Consider the following 15,823-nt stretch of genomic DNA (forward strand, 5'->3'; position numbering starts at 1 on the left):
CAAGACCCCATGAACGGATACGCGGCTGCCTTCTGTCTTGCCGTGGTCCTCGCCGCCGGCGTTTGGATCCATCGGGATCTCGCCGTGTCACGTCGCCGGGCCGACGAGGCTTGGCGCCAAGTAGAGGCCCTGCTCGGGCAACGGCACGCCCTCGCCTACGACCTCGTCTTGTTCATGGACCAGTTCGGCTTATGGGACCAATCCGTCGCCGACGGCGTCCTTACCGCCGCCCGGCTCGCCCGGGAATCATCTGACCTGGCCACCCGGGCCCGTGCCGAAGACGCCCTGTCCGCCGCAATCCTCACCGGGTTCCACTCCGTGCGCGCCCGGGTCGACGACCCGGAAAACCTTGAGGTGTACCAACGGCGTTGGCTGACGGTCGAAGACAAGGTGGTCTTTGCCAAGCAGTACTACAACGACGTCGCGGACTCCTACAACGCCAGGCTGTCCCGGCGGAGGAACCGGATGGTGCGCCGTGCCTTTCACATGCGGCCCCGCGAGCAGTTCGGCTATAACGCCCGGTTCCGGGTCAGGGACCGCGCCTGAGCGGCGGCCCCTGACCAGACGGTCGGGAACCTAGTCCCAAGATGTCTCGATCGTGTACTCGACCGTTTTGACTTCGTTGGCTGCCAAGTGGACGACGTACTCCAGGGTGTCGTTGTCCAGCCACTTCCCTTCCATGTTCTGCTTGGTGACCTTGTGCTCGCCCCAATGGCGTTCCCAAACCGTCACCGTCTCTGGCGTGTCCTTGCGGTTGCGCACCTCGATTTGGAAAGTCTCGCGGCAAGCCTTGCCCCGCCTGAGCCACTCAAAGGCGGTGCGCTTACGGTTGACCCGGACATCAAACGCCTGGCCGACGCGCAGGCTCACCTTCTCGTCCTTCGGTGTGTGGTCGATCGAGTCCTCGCCCAGCATCTGGAGCGACCCCGAACTGTCCGTTTGGAACACCTTGAAGGTGCCCTTGGGTAAGGCCAAGCCCAGCTTGTTGGCCTTCGTGTTCATGATCTCCAAAAAGATGGTCGGCTTGATGTCGCCCGTGCCCACGACGCCTTCATTGGGGTAGTAACCGCCCCGGAACGGGAACATCGCGTCGACGAGGAGCTTCTTGCTCACCTGGATGCCCGTGGACTCCAGCAGGCTGACCTGCTTCATCTCGTTGTTGCGCACCGTCGCGGGACGCGGCAGAGTGTAGAGGTGGTAGTCGCCAAACTGCTCCTCCCGCATGTCCATCTCCTTGGCCATCACGCGACCGCCGCGTGGGGCCGCCATCTCCTGGGGCCGCGCCCGGTTGACATCACCGGCCAAAAGCTTGAGCTTGGTGTTCTCATAGCTGACCCCGGAGTTGTTCGTCAGCGTGACCCAACCCTTCAGGTCCCCGACTTTGCCGTCCTTGTCCAACGACAGGACATAGTCGCTCTTCCACCCCATACCCTGGGTCAGGTAGCTCAACTCGATGTCGTTCCGACCGGCCTTCTCGCTGTCCAGCAGCCACATCAAAGTCGGCTTGCTGATCAGTCCGGCGGGCAACGAGTCGACCTGGACCTCGCCGCTCGGGTTCAAGAGGATCTTGCCGTCGGCGGTCTGGATGACCATGCCGTTGTAGGTGTAGTTGCTCCGGCCGTCGCCCTGGCTGACCATGGCGGTCGGTGAACTGAGCAACTTGCCCTTGACCACGTCCCGCGAGCCGTTGTCGAGAGTGCGGATGAACGTCACCTGTTGGCCGACCGCCTTGTTGAGAATGGCGATCGGGCTGACGAGGTCGTACTGGTAGTTCTGTTCGAGGACGTTGAACGAGCCCGGTGCCGAAAGGCTACGGATCGCGACACTGTTCGCCTCGATCAACTGGGCCACGTCTTCGACGCCGACCGACTGGACTCCGGCCTTGAGGTCCAGCGTCCGGCGCTGCTTGACCAGGGCGAACCCCCCGTTGTAGATCGTGAGCTCGCTGTCGATCGGTGCGCTTGCGACGCTGGCGGCCAAAGTGACTGCTGCAGTGAACATAAGCATGCTAACCCCTCTGACGAGTGAGCATGACATCAAAGTTTGATGGGCGGGCCATTCTGACAAATCGCCCGCCCCGCCTCATCCCTCCGAGCCTTCGACCAAGTCCCTGAGGGCGGCCAGCCGGTCGTCCCACATCCGAGCCCGCCGGGCGAGCCACTCTTGTGCGACGTCCAGCTTCTCCGGCTGCAAGGAGACCAACTGGCGACGACCGTCCTTGCGGACCGACACCAGGCCGGATGCGCGAAGCACGAGGACATGTTTGGCCACGGCCTGCCGCGTCACCGGCAAGCCTTCGGCCAAAGACGTCGCGGGTACCTGCCCCTCCCGAGCGAGGCGTTCCACGATCGTGGCCCGCACGCCGTCTCCCAAGGCGGCGAACACGGCGACAGCCTCGGCGCTCATTGCGTCTCGACCGAAGCGACCAGTTCGCCAAGCTCCATCGTCCACCCTTCCTCGTGGTCGGGAAACTCCTTGGCATAGTCATCTTCGCTCATGTTGTTGTAGCCGGTCTCAAGCACTTTGAGGAGAGTGCCTTCGGCGTGGTCGAACACCTCGAACGTGACACGGAGGGCAAAGTCGTCCAGGGTCGGGTCCGCGGTCTCTTCGGAGTACCGTGTCCAAGCGAACGAGACCCGCTCGTCGCTGATCTCGGTCGGGATGGCCGGAATCTCGCCGTACCCGTCGAAGTAGAACCAGACGGTCTTGCCGACCTCCCACTCGCCACGCCAACTGTTGAAAAACCACTTGGCCATGCCGTCGGGATGACGGACAGACTCCCAGACGCGCTCGCGGGGAGCCTTGATGATGATCTCTCTACCGATGAAGTCAGTGCGTGTCTTCATATGCAACTCTATGGTTGCATATGAAGACAGCACGTGTCAAGTCCAGGCCGCAGACCGGCGGGCCTACTTCTTCTTGACGTTGCCTTTCATCACCTGGACCCACTTGTCGCCTTGCTTGAACTCCAGGATGATCGTGATCTCGGTGTCGGAGACCTTCTTCATCGTCGAGCGGCTGGTGGTGGGTTCGGGCATCCCCGGAACGTCCCAAGGTTTGCTTACGGTGACAAGCGCACCGTCCTTGTACTCGCCTTCCTCGACGCGGGGCGTGTCGGCCATGTCGGTGTACGAACTCATCCCGTACTTCTTCGCCTTGGCGTCCCAGTGGAGGTAGGTCACCTCGTTGAGCTTGAAGAAGCCCATGTCGTTGACCGAGACCATCTTGATGAACTTCATGTCCATGGTCACCGTGACGCTGACTTGGACGTCCGCCTTCTGGCCTTCCATGTCCATGGCCGAGGTGCCCGTCCAGGTGCCGACTAACCAGGAGAGGTCTTTGATCTCCTTGGGCGGCTCTTGGTCCGGGGCTTGGGCGAAGCTGGCAGCGACGAGGCATGTAAGGGCGAGGGCAGAAAGAACCTTTCGCATGGCGGCGACTTTACCCGGACTCTGTCGCAAATAGTAGACATTCATTGCTCTTTTTGCCCTAACGTCAAATGTGCCGTCCGTGCCAAGATCACATGAGTCGCCATGGCTTCCACCGCACTCCCTCCCGTCAGCATCGAGAGCATCGCCGACAAGGTCTATGCCGGTGAGCGCGTCGACGCCACGGACGCGACGTTTCTGTTCAACCATCCCAGCTTGGTCGACCTCGCCGCCCTTGCCGACGAACGGCGCAAGTGGGCCCTGAGCGGTCGCGGTGCGGGCACACCGATGGTCGACGCCCCGGGCGGACCGGTCGACCGGACCAAGACGGTCAGCTACCTGATCGGCCGCATCCTCAACTACACCAACGTCTGCTGGGTGCGTTGCCGGTTTTGCGCGTTCTATCGCGTCCCCGGCCACGCCGAAGGCTACACACTGACCGACGAGGAGATCCTTGAGAAGGTCGGTGACACCGTCGCCCAGGGGGGGACGGAGATCTTGTTCCAGGGCGGCCTCAACCCCAAGCTCAAGATCGACTACTACGAGCGTGTCTTCTCCCTCATCAAGTCGCGGTACCCCGACGTCGTCCTGCACGCCCTGTCGCCGGCCGAAGTCATCTACATCGCCCACATCAGCAAGCTGACCCTGGAGCAGACTCTGGAACGGCTCAAGGCGGTCGGCCACCACTCGATCCCCGGGGCGGGCGGAGAGATCCTCGTCGACCGCGTGCGCAAGATCATCGCGCCCTACAAAGACACGACCGACGAGTGGCTGGACTGCATGCGCACCGCCTCCCGGCTCGGGATGCGGTCGACCGCTTCGATGATGTTCGGCCACGTCGAGACGATGGAAGACCGGGTCGAACACCTCGGCCGCATCCGCGACCTCCAGGACGAGTGCCAACCGTTCCGGGCCTTCGTCACATGGTCGTTCCAGCCCGAGGAGACTAATCTGCCCATCCCGCGCAAGGCGTCGTCCTTCGACTACCTGCGGACACTGGCCGTCTCGCGCATCTTCCTCGACAACTTCGACAACGTGCAGCTCTCGATCCTGACCCAGGGGCCCAAGATCGCCCAGCTCGGGCTGGGCTACGGGGCCAATGACTTCGGCTCGACGATGATCGAGGAAAACGTCGTCTCGGCGGCGGGCAACAAGTTCATCCTCAATGCCGAGGAGTTCACCCGGCTCATCCATGAGGCCGGGTTTGAGGCCCGCCAGCGGAACACGCGGTACGAGTACTTGTAGCTCTTGGCGTAGACGGGCCCAGGAGGGGGCGTCCTTCTTTGACTCGTCGCGGCCCACCGGCCCTCGGTGTGACCCCTGACGGGTCGGCCACCACCCGATCAGCCACAATCAACCCCGTCGTGAGCAGCACAGTGCAGGTCGGGAAGGTGCCGAAACTCCAGGGAGAAGTCAGGCCCCCGAGTGACAAGTCCCTCACCCACCGGGCATACCTCTTCGGCGCGATGGGGCGCGGCGAGACCGTCGTCGAGAACCCGTTGGAGGGCGAGGACTGCGAGGCGACGCTGCGGATCGTCGGCCAGATGGGGGTCTCCCACCAACGCAAAAAGGGTCGGACGCACATCCTGGGCCGCGAGGACTGGCAGACCCCGACCGAAGAACTCGATTGCGGCAACAGCGGGACCACGATGCGGTTGCTGGCCGGTGCCTTGGCCGGCCGGCCGGGCCTGTCCGCCACCCTGGTCGGCGACTCCAGCTTGAGCAAGCGGCCGATGGGCCGTGTCGTGAAGCCCCTCGCCGCGATGGGCGCCCAAATCGACGGCGAGAAGGCGCCTCTTCGCGTCCACGGCACTCACCTCCGTGGCGTCCGCCACACCAGCCCAGTGGCGAGCGCCCAGGTCAAGAGTTGCCTGCTCATTGCCGGGCTGCGCGCCGAAGGCGAGACCTGGGTGACCGAACCCAGCCTGAGCCGCGACCACACCGAGCGGATGTTCACCGCCCTGGGCGTGCCGCTCTTGCGCGAGGACGGCCTCACCGTCGGGGTCAAGGCGGCGGGCTGGGACGGCTTCAAGTTCCGTGTGCCCGGCGACATCAGCAGCGCCGCCTTTTGGCTCGTCGCCGCCGCCGTCGTCCCCGGATCGGAGGTGACGCTGAAGGACGTGGGGCTGAACCCGACGCGGACAGGCGTCCTCGACGTGCTGAGGCAGGCCCAAGCCGGTGTCGGGGTCTATCCCACCGGCGACGAGCTCGGCGAACCGGTCGGCGTCGTCGAGGTCCACTTTGTCCAGGACCTGCGGCCCTTCACCATCGAGGGGGCGCTTGTCCCCCGTCTGATCGACGAGATACCGGTGCTCGCCGTCCTCGCCACCCAATGCCACGGCACCACTGTGGTCCGCGACGCGCAAGAGATGCGGGTGAAGGAGACCGACCGCATCGCCAAGGTCACGGAAGGGCTGCGGGCGATGGGCGCCGACATCGAGGCGACCGACGACGGCTTCGTGGTCAACGGCCCGACCCGGCTCAAGGCGGCCAGGATCGAGGCTGCCGAAGACCACCGGATCGCGATGACGTTCGCCGTGGCGGGCATGATCGCCGAAGGAACGACCACAATTGATGGCGCGGAGAGCATTTTGACCAGCTACCCGACCTTTTGGGACCACTTTCATGCCCTCGCGACGCGCTGAACTCCTCGTTGCCATCGACGGCCCCGCCGGGGCGGGCAAGTCCACCGTCGCCAAGATCTTGGCCGAGCGACTATCTCTGAAGATGCTGGACACCGGCGCGATGTACCGGGCCGTCGCGCTCAAGTGCCTGCGCCAGGCGATCGACCTTAGCGTCATCGACGAGCATGGGCCGGACTCGGCCCCGACCGTCGACCGGGTCGTCGCCCTTACCGCTTCCACCCACCTGGAGTTCGGACCGGGCGACCCCGCCCCGGTCCTTCTGGACGGCGAGGACGTCAGCGGGCTGATCCGAAGCCTGGAGGTCAGCGAGGCGGCCAGTCGCATCAGTGTGGTGCCCGGGGTCCGGCGTCAACTGGCGGGAGCCCAGAGCCGGATCGTGGAACCGGGCGGGTTCGTCTTGGAGGGACGCGACGTGACGACGGTCGTCGCCCCCAGCGCCGACCTCAAGGTCTTCCTGACCGCCAGCATCGAGGAACGCGCCCGCCGTCGCTGGCTGGAGTTCCGGGCCAAGGGTATGGACGTGGCCCTGAGCAAGGTCGTCCTCGAAGTCGTCGAGCGTGATTGGCGCGACTACAAGCGCGAGGACTCCCCGCTGATGCTCGCTGCCGACGCCCACATCGTCGAGTCGTACGGCAAGACACCGGACGAGGTGGCGGGCGAGGTCGTCCGGCTCTTGACCCCCGACGTCCGCTGACTGTCCAGTACACTCCGCCCATGGGCGCGTTCTTCGGCCCCCGCGACTGGGGCACGTTGATGACGGCGATGCTGACTCCGTTCGACAAGAACGGGGCGGTGGACTACGACTTGGCGGGACAGGTCGCCACGCACCTTGTTGACAAACAAAAGAACGACGGCATCGTCGTGAACGGCACGACGGGAGAGTCGCCCACCCTTACCGAGTATGAAAAGCTCCGGCTGCTCGAAGTCGTCTTGGAAGCCGTCGGCGGACGGGCCGCCGTCGTCTTCGGGGCCGGCACCTACAACACTGCCGAGAGCGTCCTGATGGCCAAGGAGGCCGAACACCGGGGTGCGCACGGCCTGATGTTCGTCAACCCGTACTACAGCCGCCCGGGCCAGGCCGGCCTGGAGGCCCACTTCCGCGCCTGCGCCGCCGCCACGGGGTTGCCGGTGATGCTCTACAACATCCAGCCGCGGTCGGCGATCAACCTGGACACCGACACCCTGCTCCGCCTGGCCGACGTGCCGAACATTGTCGCGGTCAAGGAGGCGAGCGGAAACATCGGCCAGATCACCGACGTTTGCGCCAAGGCCCCGGATGGCTTCCGGGTCTATTCCGGTGACGACGCTTTGACCCCGGCCGTCCTGGCGGTGGGGGGGCACGGCTTGGTCAGCGTGGCCGCCCACGTCGTCGGCGCGGAATTGAAGGAAGTGATCGAGGCCTTTGCCAGCGACCCTGGGCGGTCGGTCACGGTGTTCAGGCGGATCCTGCCCGTGCTCCGCGCCCTCTTCAGCGCACCGTCGCCCGTACCGGTCAAGTACGCCTTGGCCCGGACGGCCGGCTTCGCGTGTGAGGCGGTCCGGCTCCCCCTGGTGGAACTGTCAGGGGCCGAAAAGCAGGTCGTGGACCAGGCGTTGGCCTTGCTGGCCGTCGGTGCTTAGGGCCCGAGAAAAAAATCCAAAGCGCGGGGACGGGGTCGTCCGTCAGAGTTGACGAGATGGTTTTATTGTCTACCGCGATCACTCTTGCTGCCGCTATCGCCAGTGCCCCCGAGAGTTCGGAGCTCACCATTTACAACGGTGGCTTCGCCTTGGTCAAGGAGCACCGGTCCCTCGACCTCAAGGCAGGTGTCCAGTCCGTGGGGGTCGAAGACGTCGCCCAGCAGATCGAGGCGAACAGTGTGGCGATCAAGAGCCTGTCCGCCCCCGGGTCGTTCAACGTGTTGGAACAGAACTACCAGTACGACCTGATCAGCCCGGCGGCCATCCTCCAGAAAGCAGTCGGACAACCGGTCACGTTTATCCGCACGTTCGACAACGGCAAGAAGGACGTCGTCCACGGCACGTTGCTCAGTTCCCCCATGGCGGTGGTCAGCATGGGCAACGGTGCCAGCACAAACATCTACAACGGCATGGTCATCCGCACCGACGACGGCAAGATCCTCTTGAACCCGGTCGGCGAGATCCAGGTGGACAAGTTGCCCGCCGGACTGATCAGCAAACCGACCCTGATGTGGATGTTGGACAGCGAGAAGGCGGGCCGCAACAACATCGAGCTGCGCTATTTGACCCGCGGAATGTCGTGGCAAAGCGACTACGTGCTGTCCCTTGACAAGGACGGCCGAGTGGGCGACCTTCAGGGCTGGGTCACCTTGACGAACAACTCCGGCGCCACATTTGAAAACACCAAGCTCAAGCTTGTCGCAGGCGACGTCAACCGCGTGGTCCAACAAATGGGGATGGGCGGACTTGGCGGCGGTGGGTTCGGTGCGGCCAAGCCGGCTGCGCCGCCCATGACGCAGGAGCAGTTCGCCGACTACCACCTGTACACCCTGACCAGGCCAGCCACCGTCCGCAACAACGAGATGAAGCAGGTCAGCCTCCTGGAGGCGTCGGGCGTCAAGGTCACCAAGAAGCTGCTTGTCGACGCGATGTGGGGGATGGGCACGGTCTATCCGAACGAAGGCGTCGTCGGCACCGGCCCGATCAAACCCGTCATCTTCCTTCAGATCAAGAACTCGAAGGAGAACCAGCTGGGTATGCCGCTTCCGAAGGGCACCTTCAAGGTCTTCCAGACCGACAGCTCAGGATCCCTGCAGATGCTCGGCGAGGACGCGATCGACCACACGCCGAAGGAAGAAGAGGTCAGCCTCCGCGTCGGTAACGCCTTCGACATCGTCGTCGAACGCAAACGCACGAGCTTCGAGTGGATCCGCCGCGGCTGGGCCGCCCGCGAGTCCTTTGAGATCGAACTGCGCAACCGCAAGGAGACCCCGGAGACGGTGCATGTGTGGGAGCGGCACTGGGGCGACCACAAGGTCATCAAGCAGAGCATGGACGGCAAGTGGCTCGATTCTCAGATCTACGAGTTTGTCGTGGACCTGAAGCCGAACGAAGTGAAAACGGTGACCTACACGATCGAGACCGAGTGGGACTGAGCCTCTAAGCCAGCGCGTACTCCCGACGGTCGAAGACCAGGTCGGTGGCGATCTTCCAGACATCGCCACCGATCCGGCTGTCGGGAAGGATCTTGCTGAAGTGGACGATGGCCGAGGTCAGGCCCGCCTCCAAGGCGTAATGGAGAAACGCCGAGTTCAACACGACGCGGGCGGCCGGCTTCAGACCGAAAGAGATGTTTGAGACACCCAGCGTCGTGTTGACGCGGGGGAAGAGCCGCTTGACCTCGCGGATCGCCTCGATGGTCGCGACACCGGCCTCCCTGAACTCTTCGTCGCCGGAACCCAAAGTGAACGTCAGGCAGTCGACGAACAGGTCGTGGTCACAGAGGCCGGCGGCCCTCACGTGGTCGACGAGGCGCTTGGTGACCTCCACCTTGCGCTCGACCGTCTTGGCCATGCCGTCTTCGTCAATCGTCAGGCCGACGACGGCGGCCCCGTACCGCCGGCACAGCCGAAGCACCGCCTCGGTCCGTCGCTCGCCGTCCTCAAAGTTGATCGAGTTGACGATCGGCTTACCTGCCACGCCCTGAAGCGCGACCTCGACGACGTCGACCTCGGTCGAGTCCACCATCAGGGGCACCTGGATGTGGCGGTTGTAGTGACTGAGGAGGGTCGCCATGTCGCGGCTCTCTTTGCGGCCGACATATGCGGTGCAGACGTCCAAGACATGGGAGCCCTCGGCCTCCAGGTCGCGGGCCAACTCGGTCAGGCCTTCCCAGTTCTCTGCCGCGAGCATCTCGCGGAAGGCTTTGCTCCCGTTGGCGTTCGTCTTCTCCCCGATGATCAGGAAACTGCTGTCCTGTTTGTACGGCTGGAACTGGTAAAGACTGCTGCACCCGACCAGCTTGAACGCCTCGGCCTGTTCCGGTCGGCGTACCTCGAAATCGAAGCCCGGGAAGACGTCCCGCACCGCCTGCCAGTGACCCTTTTCGGTGTGCCCCTTGCCCGAGAGGCGGCTTGAAACCGCCTCAATGTGCGCCGGCGTGGTGCCGCAGCAGCCCCCGACCATGGCGACACCCAACTCGTCGACGAACCGCTCGTGATGGTCGGCCAGTTCGTCCGGGGTCAGCTTGTAGACGGCATGCCCCTTCTCCATGACGGGCAGTCCCGCGTTGGGAAGGACACTGATCGGCCGGGTGGAGTTCTGGGACAGGAACCGCACGTGGGTCGCCATCTCGACCGGGCCGGTCGCACAGTTCAGCCCGACGCCGACGACCTGGGGGAACGCCTCAAGCATGTTGAGGGCGGCACCCATCTCGCTGCCAAGGAGCATCGTGCCGGTCTGCTCCATCGTCACTTGGACAAGGAGGGGAAGCCGTTTGCCGGTCGCCTCCATGGCGTCGGTGGCCCCGACCAGCGCGGCCTTGACCACGAGCAGGTCCTGCATCGTCTCGATCAAGAGGAGGTCGCTGCCGCCGTCGATCAGGGCGCGGTAGGCGTCGAAGTAGCTTTGCCGGACCTCGTCGAACGTAGCCTGCCCCAAGCTGACCAGCCGGGTGCCCGGCCCGACCGCGCCACACACGAACCGGGGTCGCTCGGGCGTGCTGAACTCGTCCGCGACCTTCCGGGCGATTTGGGCCGCCGGAAGGGTGATTTCATAGACCAGTTCCGGCACCTCGTATTCGGCCAGGACGACCGCCGTCGAGCCAAACGTGTTCGTCTCGACGATGTCGGCCCCGGCCTCGAAGTAGGCCCGGTGTACGCCCGCGACCACGTCCGGTCGGGTGAAGTTGAGCACTTCGTTGCACCCTTCCAGGGGCTTTCCTTCCAGACGGCGGGCGGCGGCCGCCACCTTGTCGTCATGCGACCCAGAGGGTAGGCAGAAATCGGTCGTTTCCAGGCCGGCCGCCTGGAGTTGCGTCCCCATCGCGCCGTCAAAGACAAGCACTTGCTTACCCAGTCTCTCCAGGAAGGTCGATCCCATCTTTGTTAGTCTACCGTGGCACATTGCCGCCCACCAGCCGAATGTCGTTTGGCCGACGCACCGTCGCACCAAGGGCCCGGACCGGCCGTCAGGTAAAACCGCCGGTGATGGCAGAGCCCAAGGCTGGCCGGGTGCAGGCCCTCGACGCCCTGCGCGGTTTGGCCCTGTTGGGCATGGGCATGAGCGGGATGGTCCCCTACCGGGACATGCCGGCATGGATGTACCACGCCCAAGAGCCGCCCCCGACCCGCCAGGTCAATGAACAAGTCTACGGCATCACCTGGGTCGACCTCGTTTTTCCCTTCTTTCTCTTTTGCCTCGGCGCCGCGATCCCCATCGCCATCGGGAACCGGCTCAAACGTGGCGAGACGACCGGCCAGATTCTGTGGTGGACGGTCAAACGCGGCGTCGCCCTCGCCGCCTTCGCGATCGTGGAGCAGCACTTCCGACCCGGCGTGTCGGCCCTGGACGCCCAGTCCCCACTTCCCTACGTGCTGTCGTGGGTCGGCTTCGGCCTGATGCTCCTGGTCTGGGCGAGGTGGCCGGACTCCGTCCCCAAGCGCACGCAACAAGTCTTGTTCTGGGTCGGGGCTGTCGTCGGCTTGGTCTTCCTGTTCCTCCTTCCCTACGACAACCCGCCGCGGCCGGACTGGTCGCGCTTCAACATCATCCTGATGGTCCTCGCCAACGTGGCGGTGAGCGGCGGAATCTGTTGGATGGTCACCCGGGCCAAGCCCCTGGCCCGGGTGGCGATCATCGGGGTGGTCTTCGCCACGTACTTGTGCGGCCAGAACGGCGTGGGTATCGCGCGCTGGGTGTGGGACTGGGAGCCGTTCGACTGGTTCAAGTACGTCTATCACTTCAATTACAACAAGTACTTGATGATCGTCTTGCCGGGCACTTTTTGTGGCGAGATGCTTCTCAAAGCCTGGGAACCCTACGCCGAGGGGATCAAGACCCAGCCGTGGGTCAAGGTCTGGGTCGGTCTCACTGGCCTCGCCCTTCCCGTCATTTGTTGCGCCGGGTTGCTGTCGCGGCAATTGCTCCCCACCTTCTTCTGGGCGATGGGACTGTGCCTGGCGTGTTGGTGGATGATCGACGCCACCAGGACGGTCCCCCGGGCCCAGCGTGACATGGTCGCGTGGGGCTCGGTGTTACTCCTGATCGGTCTCCTCTTTGAAAGCCACAACGGCGGCATCCGGAAGGACACCGCCACCGCGTCGTACTTTTTCACCACCGCCGGCCTGGCCTTCTGGGCGATGCTCGCGCTCCTCCAGGTCGAAGGGCAACGGTGGTGGAAGCGCACCGGCGACTTCCTCGCCGGCACCGGGATGAACCCGATGCTCGGCTACATCGCGATCTCGCTCCTTGTCATCGGTCTCGTCATGGCCACGGGTTTGGACAAGTGGCTGGTCGACCTGCGCAACGAGACCCACTACGACCCCTGGTGGTTGGTCCTCTACGCCGCGGCCCAATGCTGGGTCGTGGGCCGCGTCTGCATCTTCGCGAATAAGCGGGGCTTCTTCCTGCGCGCCTAGTCGGGGTCCGCTTCGTATGGCGCCGGGGTGACCGTCGGGAGACCGAGACGCTTGAAGAGGTCACCGACCACCCACGAGACGAGCTTCACGTTCTTGCCCCGCTTGGTGAAGACGGCGACGACCCACTCCTGCCCGTCGGGGAAGACCACGCCGGCGACGTCGTGTCGGTTCGAGTCCACCCACCCCGCCTTGCTGTACAGGGTCGATCCCTTGGGTAACACCGCCCCGGTGAATCCTCGCGCCTGGCCGTCGGTGTCGGCCTTGTCGGCGGGCACGTCCCGCTTGAGCACCTTGAGTGCCCATGCCGTGCGCTCCGGGCCGACGATCTTTCCAAGCATCAGTTCCGACATCAGCCGGGCGCAGGCGTTGGGGTTCAAGGAGTTCCGGTTCTCCAGTTTCTCGCCCAGTATCTGCGACTCACGACCGTAAGGCCCCTCGTTGAAGGTGCGGTTGCAGGCGTTGACGCCGGTGTAGTGGAGGCTCTTGTACCAATTGTTCACCGCCTGCCGTTTGGCCACCCACTTCTTGAGTTCGTCGGGGGGCAACTCCGGCCCGGGGGTCGTGCCGCACAGCCAGTCCACGACATAGCCGGTGGCGTCGTTGTTGGAGTCGACGATCATGTCGTGCACGGCCCGGGCCGCCTCGTCGCTAAGCTTGAGCTTGCCCTGCTCCAGCTGATGGGCGGCGAACACCAGGTAGAAGAACTTGATGACGCTCGCCGGGTACATCGAGTCGGCGCCATGGTAGTCCCCGTGGGCCCAAGTCTTGGTTTTCGGGTCCAGGTGGTGGACGGTGACGGCGACGTCACCCTCGGCGAGTTTCTCGTCGGGGAACGCCTTGGCGGCGGCCGCCACCGTTTCTCGGCAGGCCAGGTCTAGGTCGATGCTCTTGGTCTGCAAGACAGTCAGCGTCATGGCGAGGGCCCCTGGGATCACCGGGTCCCCTCCTGCCCCGGTCCGGTGCCATTCATGGAGGTCTCAGTCTGTCTCATCAAGTCCAGTTTGGCCGGACCGGAGCCGGATTGAGCGCTTGGGGCGGTCAATCCTCGTCGAGGGCCTCCACCTTCTTGGCCCAGTCGGGGCCCAAGAGGCGGCTAAGGGCGCGGTCGGCAAGGACCTTGCCGCCGCACTGGCACGTCGGACAGTAGTTCGTCTCGTTGTCGGCGTAGCGGATGCGCTCGATCTTGTCGCCGCAGACCGGGCATGGACACCCAAACTTGCCGTGGGCGGCGAAGTCGGGTCGGAACGCGGTGACCTGGCCCCGGCCGGGAAACTTTCCCTTCCGTTCGGCACGGAGTTTGTCGCGCCAGTAGACGAGGGTGGACTGAGTCGCCAAGTGCAGGTCGACCCATTCGGCGTCCGTCATCTGCCGCGTCTGGCGGACCGGGGAGACCCGGGCGGCATGGAGGATCTCGTCAGAGTAGGCGTTGCCAATGCCCGCCACGTAGCGCGGGTTGGTCAAAGCCCGTTTGACGGTGTGGTTCTCGGGGGTCAGGGCAGCCCGGAACTCCTCCAGCGTCGCAGTGAGCGGCTCGACGCCCCCGGGGTCAAGAGAACTCAGTTCAGACGTTCTGACGACGTGGACGGACGCCCGGCGCTTGCTCCCCGCTTCGGTGAGCAGAAGGTGTCCCGCCGGGAACTGGAACAGCGCCAGCGTGTTCCGACCGCCCGGTTGACGGACCTTCGGTTCGCCTGCCGCCCACAAGAAGCGTCCGGCGACCATCAGGTGCACGACCAAACAGAGACCACCCTCGACGTGGATGACCACCCGTTTGCCCAGCCGGCCGATTTCGGTGACCTCCTTCCCCGACAGTTCGGCCGCCTTCGGCGTCACCGTGCGCAAAACGAACGGGTTGAAGAACTTGGTCTCGACAAGCGGCGACCCGACCACACGCTCGGCGATCGCGTCGCGGTAGAGCTCGATGTCGGGCAACTCCGGCATAGAGAGGACGATATCTGGTCGTCCCCGTCAATGTCCTGGTTTGTCGCGAAGAACCGGGACGCCTAAGTTCAAACCGGTACACTTTGAACCTGGCTGAAATGGACCATCGGAGCGCGACCAGGGGCAAGCAGACCAACCGTGTCGACGACGTGCGGATCGACGCGACCCGCCCGCTCGTGTCGCCGGCGATCCTGATGGAAGAGGTGCCGAACAGCGAGTCGAACACCGCGTTCCTCGCCCAAAGCCGCGAAACGGCCCGCGCCATCGTCTCGGGCGAAGACCGCCGTCTCTTGGTCGTCGTCGGCCCGTGCAGCATCCACGACCCGGTGGCCGCCCGCGACTACGCCGAGTGGCTCAAGGAGCGGGCCGACCGGTACGCCGACAAGCTGTTCGTCGTCATGCGGACGTACTTTGAGAAGCCGAGGTCCACGGTAGGTTGGAAAGGGTTCATCAACGACCCGGAACTGGACGGTAGCCACCGGATCAACAGAGGCCTGCGTGAGGCCCGGACCCTGCTCCGCGACGTGGCCGACCTTGGCCTGCCCTGTGCGACCGAGTTCCTGGACATGATCGCCCCGCAATACATCGCGGACTTCGTGACGTGGGGCGCCATCGGGGCCCGGACGGTCGAGTCCCAGCCCCACCGCGAACTGGCCAGTGGCCTTTCGATGCCGGTGGGGTTTAAGAACGGGACAGACGGAAGGATCTCGTCGGCAGTCGAGGGTGTCATCGCGGCCCGAGAGCCGCATTGGTTTGCGTCCGCCACCAAGGACGGTGTCGCCGCCCACTTCCGCAGCACCGGCAACGACACGTGCCACATCATCCTCCGCGGCGGCAGCAAGACCGGCCCGAACTACGGGGCTTCCCACGTCGCCGACGCCTGCCGGGCGCTGGGCAAGGCTGGTTTGGCCGAGCGGGTGATGATCGACTGCTCCCACGCCAATTCGGGCAAGGACCCCGCCAGGCAGCCCGAAGTGCTGGCCGACGTGGTCGGTCAAATCAAGTCCGGCTCACGGGCCGTCCTCGGGGTCATGGTCGAAAGCAACCTTGTCGCCGGCCGCCAAGACGTCGTCGAGGGCCAGACCCTCGTCTATGGCCAAAGCATCACCGACGGGTGCGTCGGGCTCGACACCACCGACGCGATGCTGGAGTCCCTTGCTTCGGCCAAGTGACGGACAATATCTCGCCCGACCGCTAGCAATCTTGCCGG

General features: G+C 64.6%; 15 protein-coding genes. 8 read left to right on the forward strand and 7 right to left on the reverse strand.

Annotation, left to right across the window (positions count from 1 at the left end):
* Positions 1-9 precede the first annotated feature (9 nt).
* Positions 10-546 carry a LemA family protein gene (locus KF857_05455; GenBank protein ID MBX3111439.1) on the forward strand — a complete coding sequence of 179 codons (537 nt, stop codon included), beginning with the start codon at positions 10-12 and terminating at the stop codon, positions 544-546.
* A 30-nt stretch (positions 547-576) separates the two neighbouring features.
* Here the strand turns inward: KF857_05455 and KF857_05460 are convergent, their stop codons facing one another.
* From KF857_05460 to KF857_05475, 4 genes are all read right to left on the reverse strand, one after another.
* Positions 577-2,001, reverse strand: coding sequence for a DUF4139 domain-containing protein (locus KF857_05460; GenBank protein MBX3111440.1), 1,425 nt, complete (start codon positions 1,999-2,001; stop codon positions 577-579).
* 81 nt (positions 2,002-2,082) lie between these two features.
* Positions 2,083-2,406 (reverse strand): helix-turn-helix transcriptional regulator, encoded by a 324-nt coding sequence (locus tag KF857_05465; GenBank protein MBX3111441.1) that lies wholly within the window; start codon positions 2,404-2,406, stop codon positions 2,083-2,085.
* Positions 2,403-2,846: an SRPBCC domain-containing protein gene (locus KF857_05470; GenBank protein MBX3111442.1), complete on the reverse strand. Its 444-nt coding sequence runs from the start codon at positions 2,844-2,846 to the stop codon at positions 2,403-2,405. The genes KF857_05465 and KF857_05470 overlap by 4 nt, the downstream gene beginning before the upstream one ends.
* Before the next feature lie 63 nt (positions 2,847-2,909).
* On the reverse strand, positions 2,910-3,431 hold the full coding sequence (locus KF857_05475) for a DUF1579 family protein (protein ID MBX3111443.1): 522 nt from the start codon (positions 3,429-3,431) through the stop codon (positions 2,910-2,912).
* A 102-nt stretch (positions 3,432-3,533) separates the two neighbouring features.
* On the opposite strand from KF857_05475, the gene mqnC reads away from it, so the two are divergent.
* The 5 genes from mqnC (at position 3,534) to KF857_05500 (ending at position 9,189) form a co-directional block, all read left to right on the forward strand.
* Entirely contained in the window at positions 3,534-4,673 is a 1,140-nt protein-coding gene (gene mqnC, locus KF857_05480; protein ID MBX3111444.1) for a dehypoxanthine futalosine cyclase, read from the forward strand.
* A gap of 119 nt (positions 4,674-4,792) precedes the next feature.
* Positions 4,793-6,073 (forward strand): 3-phosphoshikimate 1-carboxyvinyltransferase, encoded by a 1,281-nt coding sequence (gene aroA / locus KF857_05485; GenBank protein MBX3111445.1) that lies wholly within the window; start codon positions 4,793-4,795, stop codon positions 6,071-6,073.
* The gene (gene cmk, locus KF857_05490; protein MBX3111446.1) at positions 6,054-6,767 is read left to right on the forward strand and encodes a (d)CMP kinase; all 714 of its coding nucleotides are present in this window, start codon (positions 6,054-6,056) and stop codon (positions 6,765-6,767) included. Before aroA ends, cmk begins: the two co-directional genes overlap by 20 nt.
* A 20-nt stretch (positions 6,768-6,787) precedes the next feature.
* Positions 6,788-7,693, forward strand: a complete 906-nt coding sequence (gene dapA / locus KF857_05495; GenBank protein MBX3111447.1) for a 4-hydroxy-tetrahydrodipicolinate synthase — start codon at positions 6,788-6,790, stop codon at positions 7,691-7,693.
* 56 nt (positions 7,694-7,749) lie between these two features.
* Positions 7,750-9,189, forward strand: a complete 1,440-nt coding sequence (locus KF857_05500) for a DUF4139 domain-containing protein (protein ID MBX3111448.1) — start codon at positions 7,750-7,752, stop codon at positions 9,187-9,189.
* A gap of 4 nt (positions 9,190-9,193) precedes the next feature.
* On the opposite strand, the gene KF857_05505 is transcribed toward KF857_05500, so the two are convergent.
* Positions 9,194-11,134: a homocysteine S-methyltransferase family protein gene (locus tag KF857_05505; protein MBX3111449.1), complete on the reverse strand. Its 1,941-nt coding sequence runs from the start codon at positions 11,132-11,134 to the stop codon at positions 9,194-9,196.
* 107 nt (positions 11,135-11,241) lie between these two features.
* Between KF857_05505 and KF857_05510 the strand changes: the two genes are divergently transcribed.
* Positions 11,242-12,672, forward strand: coding sequence for a DUF5009 domain-containing protein (locus tag KF857_05510; GenBank protein ID MBX3111450.1), 1,431 nt, complete (start codon positions 11,242-11,244; stop codon positions 12,670-12,672).
* On the opposite strand, the gene KF857_05515 is transcribed toward KF857_05510, so the two are convergent.
* Positions 12,669-13,586 carry a serine hydrolase gene (locus tag KF857_05515; protein MBX3111451.1) on the reverse strand — a complete coding sequence of 306 codons (918 nt, stop codon included), beginning with the start codon at positions 13,584-13,586 and terminating at the stop codon, positions 12,669-12,671. The genes KF857_05510 and KF857_05515 overlap by 4 nt on opposite strands.
* 124 nt (positions 13,587-13,710) lie before the next feature.
* Positions 13,711-14,613 carry a hypothetical protein gene (locus KF857_05520; protein ID MBX3111452.1) on the reverse strand — a complete coding sequence of 301 codons (903 nt, stop codon included), beginning with the start codon at positions 14,611-14,613 and terminating at the stop codon, positions 13,711-13,713.
* 98 nt (positions 14,614-14,711) lie between these two features.
* Here KF857_05520 and KF857_05525 point away from each other — a divergent pair, with 98 nt between their 5' ends.
* Positions 14,712-15,785, forward strand: coding sequence for a 3-deoxy-7-phosphoheptulonate synthase (locus tag KF857_05525; GenBank protein MBX3111453.1), 1,074 nt, complete (start codon positions 14,712-14,714; stop codon positions 15,783-15,785).
* Positions 15,786-15,823 lie beyond the last annotated feature (38 nt).

The organism is Fimbriimonadaceae bacterium, assembly GCA_019638795.1.
Classification (GTDB): Bacteria; Armatimonadota; Fimbriimonadia; order Fimbriimonadales; family Fimbriimonadaceae; genus JAHBTB01.

Excerpts from the sequence above, each read along its gene's own strand:
- KF857_05455 (MBX3111439.1), top strand. The coding sequence starts at position 10 with ATGAACGGATACGCGGCTGCCTTCTGTCTTGCCGTGGTCCTCGCCGCC.
- KF857_05460 (MBX3111440.1), bottom strand. The coding sequence starts at position 2,001 with ATGTTCACTGCAGCAGTCACTTTGGCCGCCAGCGTCGCAAGCGCACCG.
- KF857_05465 (MBX3111441.1), bottom strand. The coding sequence starts at position 2,406 with ATGAGCGCCGAGGCTGTCGCCGTGTTCGCCGCCTTGGGAGACGGCGTG.
- KF857_05470 (MBX3111442.1), bottom strand. The coding sequence starts at position 2,846 with ATGAAGACACGCACTGACTTCATCGGTAGAGAGATCATCATCAAGGCT.
- KF857_05475 (MBX3111443.1), bottom strand. The coding sequence starts at position 3,431 with ATGCGAAAGGTTCTTTCTGCCCTCGCCCTTACATGCCTCGTCGCTGCC.
- mqnC (MBX3111444.1), top strand. The coding sequence starts at position 3,534 with ATGGCTTCCACCGCACTCCCTCCCGTCAGCATCGAGAGCATCGCCGAC.
- cmk (MBX3111446.1), top strand. The coding sequence starts at position 6,054 with ATGCCCTCGCGACGCGCTGAACTCCTCGTTGCCATCGACGGCCCCGCC.
- dapA (MBX3111447.1), top strand. The coding sequence starts at position 6,788 with ATGGGCGCGTTCTTCGGCCCCCGCGACTGGGGCACGTTGATGACGGCG.
- KF857_05500 (MBX3111448.1), top strand. The coding sequence starts at position 7,750 with ATGGTTTTATTGTCTACCGCGATCACTCTTGCTGCCGCTATCGCCAGT.
- KF857_05505 (MBX3111449.1), bottom strand. The coding sequence starts at position 11,134 with ATGGGATCGACCTTCCTGGAGAGACTGGGTAAGCAAGTGCTTGTCTTT.
- KF857_05510 (MBX3111450.1), top strand. The coding sequence starts at position 11,242 with ATGGCAGAGCCCAAGGCTGGCCGGGTGCAGGCCCTCGACGCCCTGCGC.
- KF857_05515 (MBX3111451.1), bottom strand. The coding sequence starts at position 13,586 with ATGACGCTGACTGTCTTGCAGACCAAGAGCATCGACCTAGACCTGGCC.
- KF857_05520 (MBX3111452.1), bottom strand. The coding sequence starts at position 14,613 with ATGCCGGAGTTGCCCGACATCGAGCTCTACCGCGACGCGATCGCCGAG.
- KF857_05525 (MBX3111453.1), top strand. The coding sequence starts at position 14,712 with ATGGACCATCGGAGCGCGACCAGGGGCAAGCAGACCAACCGTGTCGAC.